General features: G+C 62.4%; 12 protein-coding genes and 1 pseudogene. 5 read left to right on the forward strand and 8 right to left on the reverse strand.

The features are described 5' to 3' along the window. A pseudogene (locus tag A3AI_RS42400) lies at positions 1-426 on the reverse strand (Fe-S cluster assembly protein SufB); the annotation flags it as partial. A 97-nt stretch (positions 427-523) separates the two neighbouring features. Continuing rightward, positions 524-1,681 (reverse strand): cysteine desulfurase family protein, encoded by a 1,158-nt coding sequence (locus A3AI_RS0108595; RefSeq protein WP_024515200.1) that lies wholly within the window; start codon positions 1,679-1,681, stop codon positions 524-526. A 334-nt stretch (positions 1,682-2,015) separates the two neighbouring features. On the opposite strand from A3AI_RS0108595, the gene A3AI_RS0108600 reads away from it, so the two are divergent. Then, positions 2,016-2,663 carry an alpha/beta hydrolase gene (locus A3AI_RS0108600; protein ID WP_024515201.1) on the forward strand — a complete coding sequence of 216 codons (648 nt, stop codon included), beginning with the start codon at positions 2,016-2,018 and terminating at the stop codon, positions 2,661-2,663. A 15-nt stretch (positions 2,664-2,678) separates the two neighbouring features. Beyond that, positions 2,679-3,197 carry a DUF1697 domain-containing protein gene (locus A3AI_RS0108605; RefSeq protein ID WP_024515202.1) on the forward strand — a complete coding sequence of 173 codons (519 nt, stop codon included), beginning with the start codon at positions 2,679-2,681 and terminating at the stop codon, positions 3,195-3,197. Here A3AI_RS0108605 and A3AI_RS0108610 read toward each other — a convergent pair. Together A3AI_RS0108610 and A3AI_RS0108615 are read right to left on the reverse strand one after the other, a co-directional pair. Beyond that, entirely contained in the window at positions 3,194-3,865 is a 672-nt protein-coding gene (locus tag A3AI_RS0108610) for a glutathione S-transferase family protein (RefSeq protein WP_024515203.1), read from the reverse strand. The genes A3AI_RS0108605 and A3AI_RS0108610 overlap by 4 nt on opposite strands. A gap of 58 nt (positions 3,866-3,923) precedes the next feature. Then, positions 3,924-5,027 carry an anhydro-N-acetylmuramic acid kinase gene (locus tag A3AI_RS0108615; RefSeq protein ID WP_024515204.1) on the reverse strand — a complete coding sequence of 368 codons (1,104 nt, stop codon included), beginning with the start codon at positions 5,025-5,027 and terminating at the stop codon, positions 3,924-3,926. A gap of 176 nt (positions 5,028-5,203) precedes the next feature. Here A3AI_RS0108615 and tyrS point away from each other — a divergent pair, with 176 nt between their 5' ends. Together tyrS and A3AI_RS0108625 are read left to right on the forward strand one after the other, a co-directional pair. Then, on the forward strand, positions 5,204-6,457 hold the full coding sequence (gene tyrS, locus A3AI_RS0108620; protein WP_024515205.1) for a tyrosine--tRNA ligase: 1,254 nt from the start codon (positions 5,204-5,206) through the stop codon (positions 6,455-6,457). 55 nt (positions 6,458-6,512) lie between these two features. Then, entirely contained in the window at positions 6,513-7,760 is a 1,248-nt protein-coding gene (locus A3AI_RS0108625; protein ID WP_024515206.1) for an MFS transporter, read from the forward strand. A 72-nt stretch (positions 7,761-7,832) separates the two neighbouring features. On the opposite strand, the gene A3AI_RS0108630 is transcribed toward A3AI_RS0108625, so the two are convergent. From A3AI_RS0108630 to A3AI_RS0108645, 4 genes are all read right to left on the reverse strand, one after another. Next, positions 7,833-8,330: a TlpA family protein disulfide reductase gene (locus A3AI_RS0108630; protein WP_024515207.1), complete on the reverse strand. Its 498-nt coding sequence runs from the start codon at positions 8,328-8,330 to the stop codon at positions 7,833-7,835. Continuing rightward, positions 8,327-9,535 carry a sialidase family protein gene (locus tag A3AI_RS0108635; protein WP_502685741.1) on the reverse strand — a complete coding sequence of 403 codons (1,209 nt, stop codon included), beginning with the start codon at positions 9,533-9,535 and terminating at the stop codon, positions 8,327-8,329. The genes A3AI_RS0108630 and A3AI_RS0108635 overlap by 4 nt, the downstream gene beginning before the upstream one ends. A gap of 24 nt (positions 9,536-9,559) precedes the next feature. After that, positions 9,560-11,950 carry a TonB-dependent receptor family protein gene (locus A3AI_RS0108640; RefSeq protein WP_024515209.1) on the reverse strand — a complete coding sequence of 797 codons (2,391 nt, stop codon included), beginning with the start codon at positions 11,948-11,950 and terminating at the stop codon, positions 9,560-9,562. Between the two features lie 97 nt (positions 11,951-12,047). Further along, positions 12,048-12,461 carry a DUF2946 family protein gene (locus tag A3AI_RS0108645; RefSeq protein WP_245286859.1) on the reverse strand — a complete coding sequence of 138 codons (414 nt, stop codon included), beginning with the start codon at positions 12,459-12,461 and terminating at the stop codon, positions 12,048-12,050. A 174-nt stretch (positions 12,462-12,635) separates the two neighbouring features. Between A3AI_RS0108645 and A3AI_RS0108655 the strand changes: the two genes are divergently transcribed. Then, the gene (locus A3AI_RS0108655; protein ID WP_024515212.1) at positions 12,636-13,085 is read left to right on the forward strand and encodes an ester cyclase; all 450 of its coding nucleotides are present in this window, start codon (positions 12,636-12,638) and stop codon (positions 13,083-13,085) included. Positions 13,086-13,233: the final 148 nt, after the last annotated feature.

Here is a 13,233-nt window from a genome sequence, read left to right on the forward strand (position 1 = left end):
GATCTTGTGCTTGACCTCGTCGGTCTCGCCGACCTTCGGCTCGACGCCTTCGAGCATCGCGACTTCCCGCAAGGGAATGCCGAGCTTCTCATAGGTCTTGAGGATCTCCGGATCGATCTCGTCGAGCGAGTTGACCTGCTTCTTCGGCTTCGGCGCCGCGTAATAATAGAGGTCCTGGTAGTCGATTTTGGGATAGTCGACACGCGCCCAGGTGGGTTCGGTCATAGTCAGCCAGCGGCGATACGCCTCCAGCCGCCACTGCAGCATCCATTCCGGCTCGTTCTTCTTGGCCGAGATAAAACGGACGATGTCCTCCGAAAGACCCTTCGGGGCCTTCTCGGATTCAATAATCGTCTCGAATCCATATCGATATTGGTCAACGTCGATCCGGCGCACCCGGTCGACCGTCTCTTGTACGGCTGGCATTCCATCCTCCGCTCGCGGTTTCAAGGACCGCGGTGGATAGTCCCTCTCGCGGAACTATTACGATGCTTTGGCGAGGAAATCACCTGCTTAGAACCGTTCAAGCAGTGTTTCGTCGCTCACCTCTAAGTAAGGCACCTGAGAGCTTTCGCCAAGCCTCAAGGCAGCAATCAATGTCTGCCTCGGACGTGGACCAGCCCAGACTGAGGCGCACTGCGCCCTGGGCCATTTGAGCAGCAAATCCCATGGCTTGGAGCACGTGCGAAGGCTGCACCTTGCCTGAAGAGCAGGCAGAGCCTGAGGACACGGCGATGCCCTCCAGATCGAAGCCAATGACAGCCGTTTCGGCTTTCAGCCCCGGCGCGGTGAATAGCGTGGTGTTGGGGAGCCGGGCAACCTCTTCCGAGAACAAGGTTAAACCCTCGCTTTGGCGAAGGCCCCGTTCAAGCCGGCTCCGTAACAGGCCTATGCGCGCAGCTTCCGCATCCCTGGCCACAATTGCCGCCTCGACGGCAGCCCCAAAGCCCGCAATGCCCGCCACATTCTCGGTCCCCGCTCGCCGGCCCAGTTCCTGGCCGCCGCCACGCAAGAGCGGAACGAGAGCGCCCAGCCCTTCCGCCACGACCAAGGCACCGACGCCCTTGGGACCGCCGATCTTGTGTGCCGACAGTGTCGCAAGATCAGCGCCTATTGCACTGATATTAAATGGTATTTTTCCAAACGCCTGAATCGCATCGACGTGCAGCAGGCCGCCCGCTTCATGGACGATCCCGGCGGCCTCGCGAACCGGTTGAAGGGCGCCGGTCTCATTATTGGCCGCCATGATCGAGACCAGTGCCGGAGGGCCGGAGACAAGGTGGCGGCGCAGATCGTCGAGATCGATCACCCCGGACTTCGTTACGGTGATCTTGCTGACCGCCCCGGGTGCAAACCGTCCCCCCGCAAGCACCGAGGCGTGCTCGATCGCCGAGATCAGAAGCCGCCCGACAGGCCCCCGGGCGCCGTTGCGCAGGCCGGGCGCCAGCGCAAGGGCATTGGCCTCGGTTCCGCTGGAGGTGAACACGACATTCCGCGGCAACGCGCCCACCGCCGCCGCGGTGGCGGCCCGTGCGGCCTCGACCAACCGGCGCGCCTCCCGGCCCTCGGCGTGGACCGAGGATGGGTTGCCAGCCAAGTCCCACGCCGCCGCCATTGCCGCCCGGGCTTCGGGGCGCAGCGGAGTCGTTGCGTTCCAATCGAGATAGACGCGGGCAGTCATGCGGTTGTATCATACCTCAAAATTGATCGCGGACACGCTGTGGAACTTCTGCCAGTTCGCGGGGACGAGATGCAATTGGTGATCTATCTCTTCTGCAGCAACCAGCAAAACGCCAGCGTCTCGAATGCATTGAGGGATGCTCAAGATGCTTGCTTTTTGCCCCTCGCTCCATGTTAGAAGGCACGCCTCCGGTTCGCAAAAGCGTCGTTCGCGCACTCGCTGTAGCGGCGCCCGATCACCACTTTTACTGCGGGGTTTCATCTGCGGAGGCCCAGATGAAGCAAGCACGAAGTCGGCTGATCTCTCACCAAAGGGTACCTTTAAGGGTTCACTGATGCCTGAAGTCATATTCAACGGTCCGGCGGGCCGCCTCGAGGGCCGTTACCATCCGGCCAAACAGAAGAACGCGCCGATCGCGATGATCCTGCATCCGCATCCGCAGTTTCATGGCACGATGAATCACCAGATCGTCTATCAGTGCTACTACGCCTTTGCGCATCGCGGCTTCTCGGTGCTGCGCTTCAATTTCCGCGGCGTCGGGCGCAGCCAGGGCTCGTTCGACCATGGCACCGGCGAGCTGTCGGACGCGGCTTCTGCGCTGGATTGGGCGCAGACCATCAATCCCGAGGCGCGCGCCTGCTGGGTCGCCGGCTTCTCCTTCGGCGCCTGGATCGGCATGCAGCTCCTGATGCGACGGCCCGAGGTCGAGGGTTTCATCTCGATCGCGCCGCCCGCCAACCTCTATGATTTTTCCTTCCTTGCGCCCTGCCCGTCCTCCGGATTGATCGTGCATGGCGAAAAGGACGCGGTGGTGCCGCCGAAGGACGTCAACACGCTGGTCGAGAAGCTGAAGACGCAGAAGGGCATCGTGATCGACCAGCAGGTCATCACCGGCGCCAACCATTTCTTCGACGGCAAGCTCGAGCCGCTGATGGAGACCATCACCGCCTATCTCGACATGCGGCTCGCCAACGTGCGCTAGCCGAGCGAATCCGCGGTGGGTGCGTTCGTCGCTCTGCTGCGTGCCGTCAATGTCGGCGGCACGGGCAAGCTGCCGATGAGCGAGCTCAAGGTGATCTGCGAGGAACTCGGCTTCTCGGCCGTGCGCACCTACATCGCCAGCGGCAACGTGGTGTTCGATAGCCGCAAGTCGGAGGCGGCGATCAAGGCCGCGCTCGAGAAGCGGCTCGAGGCCCATGCCGGCAAGCCGGTCGGCGTCATCATACGCAGTGCGGCCGAGATGGCGGAAGTCGCGGCGAGGAATCCTTTTCCCAAGGCAAAGCCGAATTTCACCGTCGCCATCTTCCTCGACCGCGCGCCGCCGGCCGACACACTTGCAGGTGTCCGCGCCAGGCTGGACGAGGAGATCAGGCTTGGGCGGCGCGAGATCTATGTGCACTACCCCTCAGGTATTGGGAAATCCAAGCTCGCCATTGCGGCGGCCAAATTGGGCACCGCACGCAACATGAACACCGTGGCAACGCTCGCGGAAATGGCAGCCGATAACGGCAGCTAGGCCGTCGCCCGCATCACGAGCCGCGAAAGGAAAGAGTTGCGCCGGATCAGAAAATCGTGGAGCAGTGCCGGATAGTCGGGGCTGACGGCCGACCTCACCGAGGGCCGCGCCGCGAGCGAGGCGCGCCAGCGCGAGAGCTTCGGCTTGTCGGCGAGAATGCCGAAATCGCTGATGGCATCGAACACATCGAAGTAGCGGAACACCGGGCCGAACGCGGCGTCGACGAGCGAGAATTGTTCTCCATCGAACCAGGGCGCCGCGGATACACGCGCTTCCAGCCGCGCGAATTTCCGCCCGAGCTGCGACGCCTTCGCCTTGAAGGCGGCCTCGTCCGGCGCGGTATAGAACCCCGCAATGTCGCTGAGCACAGCCGAGCCGAACTCGATCCAGGCGCGATGCTCGGCACGCACAAGCGGATCGGCCGGATGCAGCGCATTCGCCTGGGTCTCCTCCAGATATTCGAGGATCACAGCGGATTCGAAGATTGCGTGCTCCCCGACCAGGAGTACCGGCGTCTTGCCCAGCGGCGATATCTTGAGAAACCAGTCCGGCTTGTCGGCGAGATCGATGTCGATCCGCTCGAACGCGACGCCCTTCTCGGTGAGCGCGATCACCGCGCGTTGCACATAAGGACAGAGCCTGTGGCTGATCAGCTTGAGCCCGGACATCGGTCAACCTCGCACGTCCATGCAATTGCATCAAGTTAAATGCAACTGCATGAATCTGTCAAGGCCGCGCAATCACCCCGCCCGTCATCGGCATCGGCACGCCGGTCGTCGCAGGATAGCTCAGCGGCAGGCCCTTCAGGCCGCGCGCCGCGAGGAAACCGAAGGCCTGGGCCTCGATGGCGTCGGCCGACCAGCCGAACGCGTCAGCCGCTTCCACGGTTGCCGGCGAAAGCTTCTCCCGGAGCATCCGCATCATGGTGAGGTTGCGGGCGCCGCCGCCGGAAACGATCCAGCTCTTCGGCACCTTCGGCAACAGTGGCACGATCTTGGCGATCGCAGCGGCGGTGAGCGCCGTCAGCGTCGCAGCACCATCGGCGGGCGTCATGTCGCCCAGATCGACATGGGCGAAATCGTTACGGTCGAGCGATTTGGGCGGCGGCTTCAAGAAGAAGGGATGGGTCAGCGTGCGCACGACCCGGGCGACGTTCACCCGGCCCTGCGCGGCAAAGCGGCCATCGCAATCGAACGGCTGGCCGATGGTGCGGTAAACATGGTCGTCCAGCAGCGCATTACCGGGACCGGTGTCGCAGGCAATCAGCGTGTCGTTGCCATCGATATAGGTGATGTTGGAGACGCCGCCGATATTAACCACAACGATCGGCCCCTCGCGCTCCAGGGACTGAGCCAGGGCACGGTGGTAGACCGGCACGAAGGGCGCGCCCTGCCCGCCGGCGGCGACGTCGGCGGCGCGGAAATCATGCATCACCGGGATATGGATGGTCTTGGCTAGCGCGGCCGCGTCCCCGATCTGCACCGTCAGCTTCCGCTCGGGGCGGTGCAGCACGGTCTGGCCGTGGAAACCGACAATATCGATGTCCTCGCTGGTGAGATGGTTCTGGGCGGTGAAGGCCTTGACCGCCTCCGCATGCGCCTGCGTCACAACCCGCTCGGCCTCTGCCAGCACGCCCGGCCTGGCATCCCGCTGCGGCAAATTGACCGCCGCGGCCAGCGCCTCGCGCAACAGACGCCGTTCGGGCTCGCTATAGGGCCGGTAGCCGGAGGGCCCGAGCGACTGGACCCGCCTGCCATCGGTTTCGATCAAGGCGACGTCCACCCCGTCCAGCGAGGTGCCGCTCATCAAGCCAATTGCCGTCAACATCATCGCGCAGCGAGCCTTACGAGTCCTACCCCGGACGCCCTGCCTGTGCCGCCCTGCTTGTGCCAGAGCAGCACATCTTATAATGCCACAGCGCCCGCAGCCGCGGCAGCCCACGTAACCGGGTTCCCGCGAATTTGCTGCAAATACCGTAAAACAAGAATGATCAGGCTCCCAGACAGATGAGTGCCTTTAAATCTGATTTTCTGAATGTGCTGCAAGAGCGCGGCTTCATTCATCAATGCTCCGACTCCGAGGGCCTGGATGCGCTGGCCGCCAAGGGCGAGGCCACGGCCTATGTCGGCTATGATTGCACGGCCCCGTCGCTGCATATCGGCAATTACCTGACCATGATGATGCTGCACTGGCTGCAGCAGACCGGCAACAAGCCGATCACCCTGATGGGCGGCGGTACCACAATGGTCGGCGACCCCTCGGGCAAGGATGAGACCCGGGCAATCCGCACCGTGGCCGAGATCGAAGCCAACAAGGCCAGCATCCGCGGCGTGTTTGCCAAGGTGCTGCATTATGGTTCCGGCGCGACCGATGCGCTCATGCTCGACAATGCGGAATGGCTGACCAAGCTGAACTGGATCGAGATGCTGCGCGACGTCGGCCGGCACTTCTCGGTCAACCGCATGCTGACCATGGACTCCGTGCGCCTACGTCTGGAACGCGAGCACGAGATGAGCTTCATCGAGTTCAACTACATGGTCTGCCAGGCCTATGACTTCGTGCAGCTCTCCGAGCGCGTCGGCTGCCGGCTGCAGATGGGCGGCTCCGACCAGTGGGGCAACATCATCATGGGCGTCGATCTCGGCCGCCGCATGGGCACGCCGCAACTGTACGCGCTGACCACGCCGCTGCTCACCACCGCCTCTGGTGCCAAGATGGGCAAGACCGCGCAAGGCGCGGTGTGGCTCAACGCCGACCAGTTCAGCCCCTACGATTTCTGGCAGTACTGGCGCAACGTCGAGGACGCCGACGTCGTGCGCTTCCTCAAACTGTTCACGACGCTGCCGATGGAGGAGATCGGCAGGCTTGCGAAATTGCAGGGCGCGGAGATCAACGAGGCCAAGAAAGCGCTCGCGGATGCCGCAACCACCCTGCTCCACGGCGCGCACGCCGCGCGCCAGGCTGCGGAGACCGCGCGGCAGACATTCGAGGAAGGCGCGATCGCGGAGAACCTTCCGACCGTGGAAATTCCGCAGAACGAGTTGCAGGCTGGTTACGGCGTGCTGGGAGCGTTTGTGAAAGCGGGCCTGGTCGCCTCCAACGGCGAGGCGCGGCGGCAGATCAAGGGCGGCGGCCTGCGAGTCAACGACATGCCTGTCACCGACGAGCGCATGGCGCTGACGGAAGCGAATCTCACGCCCGAGGGTGTGATCAAGCTGTCGATGGGCAAGAAGCGTCACGTCCTGCTCAAGCCTGCATAGGCCTATTCGTTTTCGCCCCTTGCTCGGCGCACGCGAAGCGGGCTCCCTGTCGGCGATGGATCAGAACACGCCGCAGGAGGAACTTGTGACGGCGCCGGCCAGGCCGGCGCGCGTGGCGCTGGTCGTGCTCGCCCTATGCTTTGCGCTCTCGGTGCTGGGGCGCGGGCTCGGCGAAAGCTTTACGGTGTTCCTCAAACCCATTTCGGAAAACTTTGGCTGGGACCGCGCCGAAGTCGTATCGGTTTATTCGCTCTGCGCGCTGGCCGGCGGCTTGTCCGCGCCCCTGATCGGACGTCTGTTCGACATCTCCGGGCCACGCTCGGTCTATACCCTCGGGCTGCTCCTGCTCGGCGGTTCGTTCCTGTTCGCCAGCCTTGCCCACCATCTCTGGCAATTCCAGCTCAGTATCGGCCTCGCCGTCGGCGTCGGCATCGCCTTCATCGGCAATGTGCCGAATTCGATCCTGCTCGGCCGCTGGTTCGGCCCGAAGCTGCCCACCGCCATGGCCGTGGTCTATTCAGCGACCGGCGCGGGCGTCCTGATCCTATTGCCGCTGTCGCAAATCCTGATCGACCGCATCGGCTGGCGCGGTGCCTATCAATCCTTCGGCACGCTAGCGCTGGTGCTGCTCGTTCCGCTGTTGCTGCTGCCGTGGCGGCTGTTTGCGGGCGGCTCACCGCATGTGGTGAAAAAAGCCGCCGAGAGTTTCGAGGGCGAAGGCTGGACCTTGGCGAGCGCGATGCGCCACCACGCCTTCTGGGCGCTGTTTGCGACCTTCTTCTTCACCGCCATCGGCATGTACGCAATCTCCCCGCAGGTCGTCGCCTATCTGATCGAGGCTGGCTTCCCGCCATTGCAGGCCGCGACCGCCTGGGGCTTCTCCGGCGTCGTGCTGTTGTTCGGCATGCTCGGCGTCTCCTCGCTCGACGGGCTGATCGGACGAAGGCCTTCGGTGCTGTTCTCTTATGCGCTCTCCATCATCGGCATCGTCATGCTGTGGGCCCTGCAATGGTACCCGAACTTCTGGCTGCTGACCGGCTTTGTCGTCTGCTTCGGCAGCATGATCGGCTCGCGTGGCCCGCTCCTGTCGGCGACCGCGATGAAGCTGTTCCGGGGCAATCGCATCGGCACCATCTATGGCAGCATTTCCATCGGCAGCGGGCTCGGGTCTGCGATCGGCTCATGGAGCGGCGGCCTGATCCACGATCTCACGCACAGCTACAATCCGCTGCTCGCCTTTGCGCTGATTGCCGTCGTACTCGGAATGATTCCGTTCCTGGTCGTGCCGGCGCTGAGGCATTGATGGGAGCGCCAGCCACCGCATCCGCCGCCAAGGCCTTGACCCGACGGGATCACGCCGGGCCGCCGTCGCAAATTATTTCGTTGTCGCCACCTGTTCATCGGACCATTTCTGGAGTGCAGACGGCTCAGCAGCTCCCTCGATCGTCGTAACGTCTCCGTTGCCGGAAATCAGGATCGTGCGGGGGATGTCGCCCTGCCAGACGGGATCGATTTCGTATCGAAGTCGCTCGGCGAAGCCGTCGCTGAACATCCAATTCTCAGCGGCGGAAAGGCCGGCTTCCCGCAACATCGACAAGGCCGCGCTGTCCGAATTCGGAACCAGGTCCGCGTCGACCGTCACGATGTCCACGGCTGGATGTTGTTTCATGAACTCGCCGAGCTGAGGCAGTTCGACCTTGCACGGCCCGCACGTCACGCCCCAAAAATGCACCAGTGTCGGACGCCCCGCGTGCGAATGCAAAAGTTGCTGCCAGCTTCCGCGTTCGAACAGCCTGAGCTTCGATCCATCCGACGCCGACAGTGCGGGCAGACCTGCCAGCAATGCTATGCTGGCGAATATCATGCGCTTCATGGCTCGCCCTCGATCGGCTGCAGGCGGTAGCCGTCGGCCTTGGTCATCCAGGATAGATAGTATCGCCGCCGATCCGAGACCAACAACGGATGGTCGGACGAGTCTGACGTAGTGGCGATGATCCGCGGCTGCGACCATGTTTTGCCGTCATCACCCGAGGTCATGAGGTTGACCGACGTCTTCTCGCCGTCGAACTCCTTCCACACGATTGCCGTTCCTTGCGGCCCGGTGATGACGTAAGGCCGCGACGGCGCCCGACCCGGCTGACCAATCGGCATCGGATCGGAAAACGTCCTACCGCTGTCGCGGGACTGCGCATAGAACAGACCTTTGCGAACCTTGCCGTTCGTGTACCACACGACATGGTACGTTCCGTTCGACGCGATCGACAGGCTCGGTCCCTGATGAGGGCATGCCGCGATCTGCCAGTCATCCTCACTGACCCGATGAACGGCGCCCGGCGTTCCCCCATCGGTGAAAGTCATGATCGCGTGGTCCCGGATGCCACCCTCAAAGATATTCCTGAACACGACCACGGGATGACCCGACGGGTCGAACGCAAGGCCGAGCCGGCAGCATTCACAAGTGTTGTCGACCGCCATCTTGGCTTCGGAATACGTGACACCGCCGTCCTTCGACGTCGCGAAAAACAGGGCAGCACCTTCGTATTTCTTGCCCGCCTGCTGAACCGGGACGCGATTGCGCTTGTCGAGCCACGCCGCAAACAAGGTGCCGTTGGTATCGAAGGCCAGCGCTTCGAAGCGCTGGCTCTCGGTATTGTCTGTGATCGGCCGCGGATTAGCGAATGTCTTCCCGCCATCGCTCGACCGGCTGTAAAAGACTTCTCCGTTGAAAGCCTTGTCGCGGAAAGTAGAAAAAGCCACCGCGATGTCGCCTTTGCGATCGAGCGCAATCTTCGGTCGCGCGTCGGGGCCCCAATCGAGATCAAGCTTGCCTTGCGTCACCTGAACCGGAGTGGAGAGCGTGCGCCCTCCATCCTTCGAGCTCGCGACCAACACCTGTCCGCCCGCCATCCATGCCAGCCACAACGTACCGTCCTGGCTGAAAGTGGGCGTCACCTTCGAGGCGCAACGAAGTTCCGTCGCCTCACAAGCGGCCTCCGAAACATGATTGTGGTTCATCTCGGCCCAGGCGCTGCCCTGGGTGATCGCCAATGCGAGCGCGAGAACGAATGTTCGATGCATCATGGTCTGTTCCTCGATGGAAGCTTACCGGAAGGCGATCCTCATTCCCGCGACGAAGGCCCGCGGTGATCCCGCATAGATCGATCCGGTCTGGGTCGCCGCAAGCACGCTGCCGGGGTTCTGGAGTCCGGCGGCCGTCACGGTATCGGCGATATTGTTCGCGGAAGCGACATAGGTCTTGTCGAAGACGTTTCGCACCTCGAAGAACAAAGTGAGCTGCCGGAAATAGTCGGACGTAAGATCCGTCTTGTAGTGCAGGTTGAGGTTGACGAGGTCATATCCCGGCGCCTTCAGGAAATTGGCGTTGTCCATGTAGAAGGAGTCCTTCCAGATTACCTCGACGAAGCCGCCGAGGCCCCTCAACGCTCCGTGAGGCTCGTCATAACCCAACCGCGCCGTGAGCTCGTTCGGCGAAATTCCCGGAATCCTGTTGCCGACCCGGTTGAAGCTGAACCCACTGATGCTCTCGATGTAGTCGGTGTAGATTTCGTTCAGATAGGTATAGGCCGCCGTAAGCTGCCATCCTTCCGAAAAGCCCCATTGGGCCGCGAGTTCGATGCCGCGATGTTCCGAACGTGGTGCATTGAAGGTGTAGCTGATGCCGGCGACTGGCGTCGCTTGCGAGACCAGTTCATTGTTGAAGAATTCATAGAAGGCGGTGGCGCTCAGCTTCACGGCCTTGTTGGGCGTCCAGTCCGAGCCAACGTCGTAACCAAGGTTGGTTTGCGTCTTGAGCGACGTGTTGTTGCCAGAGGCGCCGCTGGGAAGGACAAACAGGTTGCTCACCTGCGGCGTTCCGTAACCCGTGGCGACGCGCGCGTGCCATTGCCATTCGTTGTTGGGCTTGTAGACCAGCGCCAGCTCGGGCGCCGTATTCTGGTATTGTGGCGCTGCCGTCGTGAAGGTCGGGACGACAGCCGCCGGATTGTTCACGGTTGGATAAGCATAGGCGGTATTGACGCCGTTCAGGCTCGTCGTCTCCCAGCCGATGCCTGCAATCGCAGTGATCGTCGGATTGAGCTTGAGCTCTTCACGGGCCCGCAAGCCGTAGTTAGTCGTTGTGCTGAGCAGGCTGCTCTGGACCAACCCGAGCGCAGCATTGCCTCCCGGCATGACATTGCGCGTCTCGCCCGCCGAGGTCAGCGTGTTGTACCAACCGCCGAAGAACGAGGTCGACTCCATTCCAAACAATTCGCCACGCTTCGTGACGTCGCTCATAAAATTATAGGACGGATAATCGCCGATGGCGGTCGTCGAACCGGTCGGCTGACTGATGTCGCGGTCGTCGAACACGAACTGGTTGCGCCAAGTGGTCGTGTTGTCAAAATCATGTTCCCATCGACCACCGACGATGGAGCGACGGTCGTCGCGACCGAGGCCTGCCTCTACGGCCGTCGTTGTCAACTTGGTGCCGTTGAAGCCGTTGTTGAAAAGTGACACCGTCCCGCAGCCGAGCGTGGTCGTGACCTCGCACCCCGCCTGGAACGGGTTCTGGTAGAACTGGTTGAGCGACAACCGCAGGGGCAGACGGGTGTAAAGATCATTGTTGATCAGCTTGAAGGTGAAGCGGTCATCCGGTGTTGCCTGCAAAGTCGCGAGGAAATTCACCGTCTGGGTATTGAACCAGCTATTCTGGATGAAGCCGTCGCCACGTGCATCGCTCGCGAACAGCGAGGCCTCGAAATTGCCGACCTTCCGGCCGGCGGTCACGTAGTTGTTGAGATAGCCGAAGCTTCCGCCCTCGGTCCCGTATTCGACCCCGCTTATGGTGCCGCCCGGCCGCATCCGGAAGTTCAGCGCGCCACCTGTGGCGTAGTTGCCGTACAGCGCGGACGAGGGTCCCCGGATCACGTCGATGGCGCCGTAAGCATGCGGGTCGATCAGGTCGGTTCGCGACAGGCCGTCAGGCTGGGTGACAGGGAAGCCGTCGTCAAAGATCACAATATTGCGAATGCCGAAGCCATTGCGGGCATTGGAGCCGCGGATCGAAATCCCGATGTCGCGGGGCCCATTGCCCTGCTTCATCGATATGCCGGGGCTGTCGCTCAATATGTCAGCGACCGAGAAGGCTGGTTTGGTGTCGAACCGACTCCGGTCGATCGTGGTCGTGGTCTGGCCGGTCGGCGCCTGATTGAGATTGGCGCGTGCCGCGCTGGGCGCGGCGTTTGCGGCCGCCGTAGCCTGGTTGGTTGCCGGTGCGGCCGCCGTCGCTCTTGTCGGTTTCGCTTGCCGCGCCGCCGAAGCCGTATGGGCCTTTGGCCTGGCTGGCTTGGTACGAGCAGGTGCTGGCGCATCCACCGTCACCGGCGGCAGGGACTGACCTGCGTTTTGAGCACTGACCATCGGTGCCGGCGCCACAAGCGCAAGCCCAACGGCAACAGCACTCACGCCGCTGAGGGCATGAACGCGAGACATTTTCTAAAAGGACCTTCCTGGCGGCTACGCTGGGCGCCGGCCGCAAAACTCAAATCTGACGGCTCTTTTCGGCCGCCTCGGCAGACTCGAAGCTTGCTCAGGAGGAAAAAGGTGGGGCCCGCGCTCGTGCGTTGGCCCTGACACGAAGAGCCGACAGGTCCGGCGTCTGCTCTTGCCACGCGACGGCCGCCATCTCGCGATAGGGAGCCGCAAAAGCCACCAAGATGGGTGTATCGATGGAGGCGCTGGCACCTGCAAGGCAACAGATCGAGCATCCGCTGCCATGCTCGCTCTGTTGACCACCCTGATCGGTCGGCTGTTCCGCACCGCCAGCGTGACAGATTTCAGCGATGCTCAACGGATCGGAGGCCGCGACGGCAGCCGCCCAGCATGCGCCGATTGGAGCAAGCACTTGCACCAATAAAGCGATGAGGAAGATCGGAAAATACTTCTGTAGTCGCGCCCGCATCTCGATTACCCCAGAGCGAGGCCAATTAATCACGCCGCGCATGCGAAGTCGAGCACCACGGCGGGAAAGCTGCGCCGAAACAGGTCACAGCAGCCTCGCCTTTCGATTTCAAAGCAAGAACCGGAGTTCAACGCGACCGCCTCCAGCGTAATCAGTCGCCCAGGTCGTCGATCGGCTTCGATGATCCTCACGAGACAGATCACGAGGAGATATGCCATGAGCACGGAACAAGATAACAAGGCCATCGTCGGACGATGGTTTACTGAATTCTGGGGCAAGAACGTCAATCTCGGGGTCATTGACGAAATCGCAGCACCCGACATGCTGCTCAAATATTCGTTGCACGAGCCCCGCCGAGGTCGCGACGATATCAAGTCCTTCATGACCGATTTCCGGGCAGCGTTCCCCGATCTCAATTTCTGGGGAACGGCGGATCTCCTCGCCGAGGGCGACTACGTCGTCGGACAATGGGAAGGCGGCGGCACCCACACGGGTTCGGCGTTCAGCGACTTCCTGATCGGCAGGCTTCCGGCCGCGACCGGCCGCAAGATGCACTTCACCGGCACGACGGTGCTGAAGGTCATCAACGGCAAGATCGTCCAGGAGATCGGCCTCGATGACGGCGTAACTGCGCTGACCCAACTCGGGCTCCTCAAGGCGGCTTGATCCAGGCCGAGCCGCCGGCGGCGATCAACGACAGTGCAATGAGGTCCGCAGACACGGTGCGGACCTCATTTTGCTTTTCGACCATTCCGTTCGACCGCAGCGCGACGGAAATCGGGTGGCAATGCCGGGCAGCCGGACCGACAATTCA

Origin of the sequence: Bradyrhizobium sp. Tv2a-2 (genome assembly GCF_000472425.1) — a bacterium.
Lineage (GTDB): Bacteria > Pseudomonadota > Alphaproteobacteria > Rhizobiales > Xanthobacteraceae > Bradyrhizobium.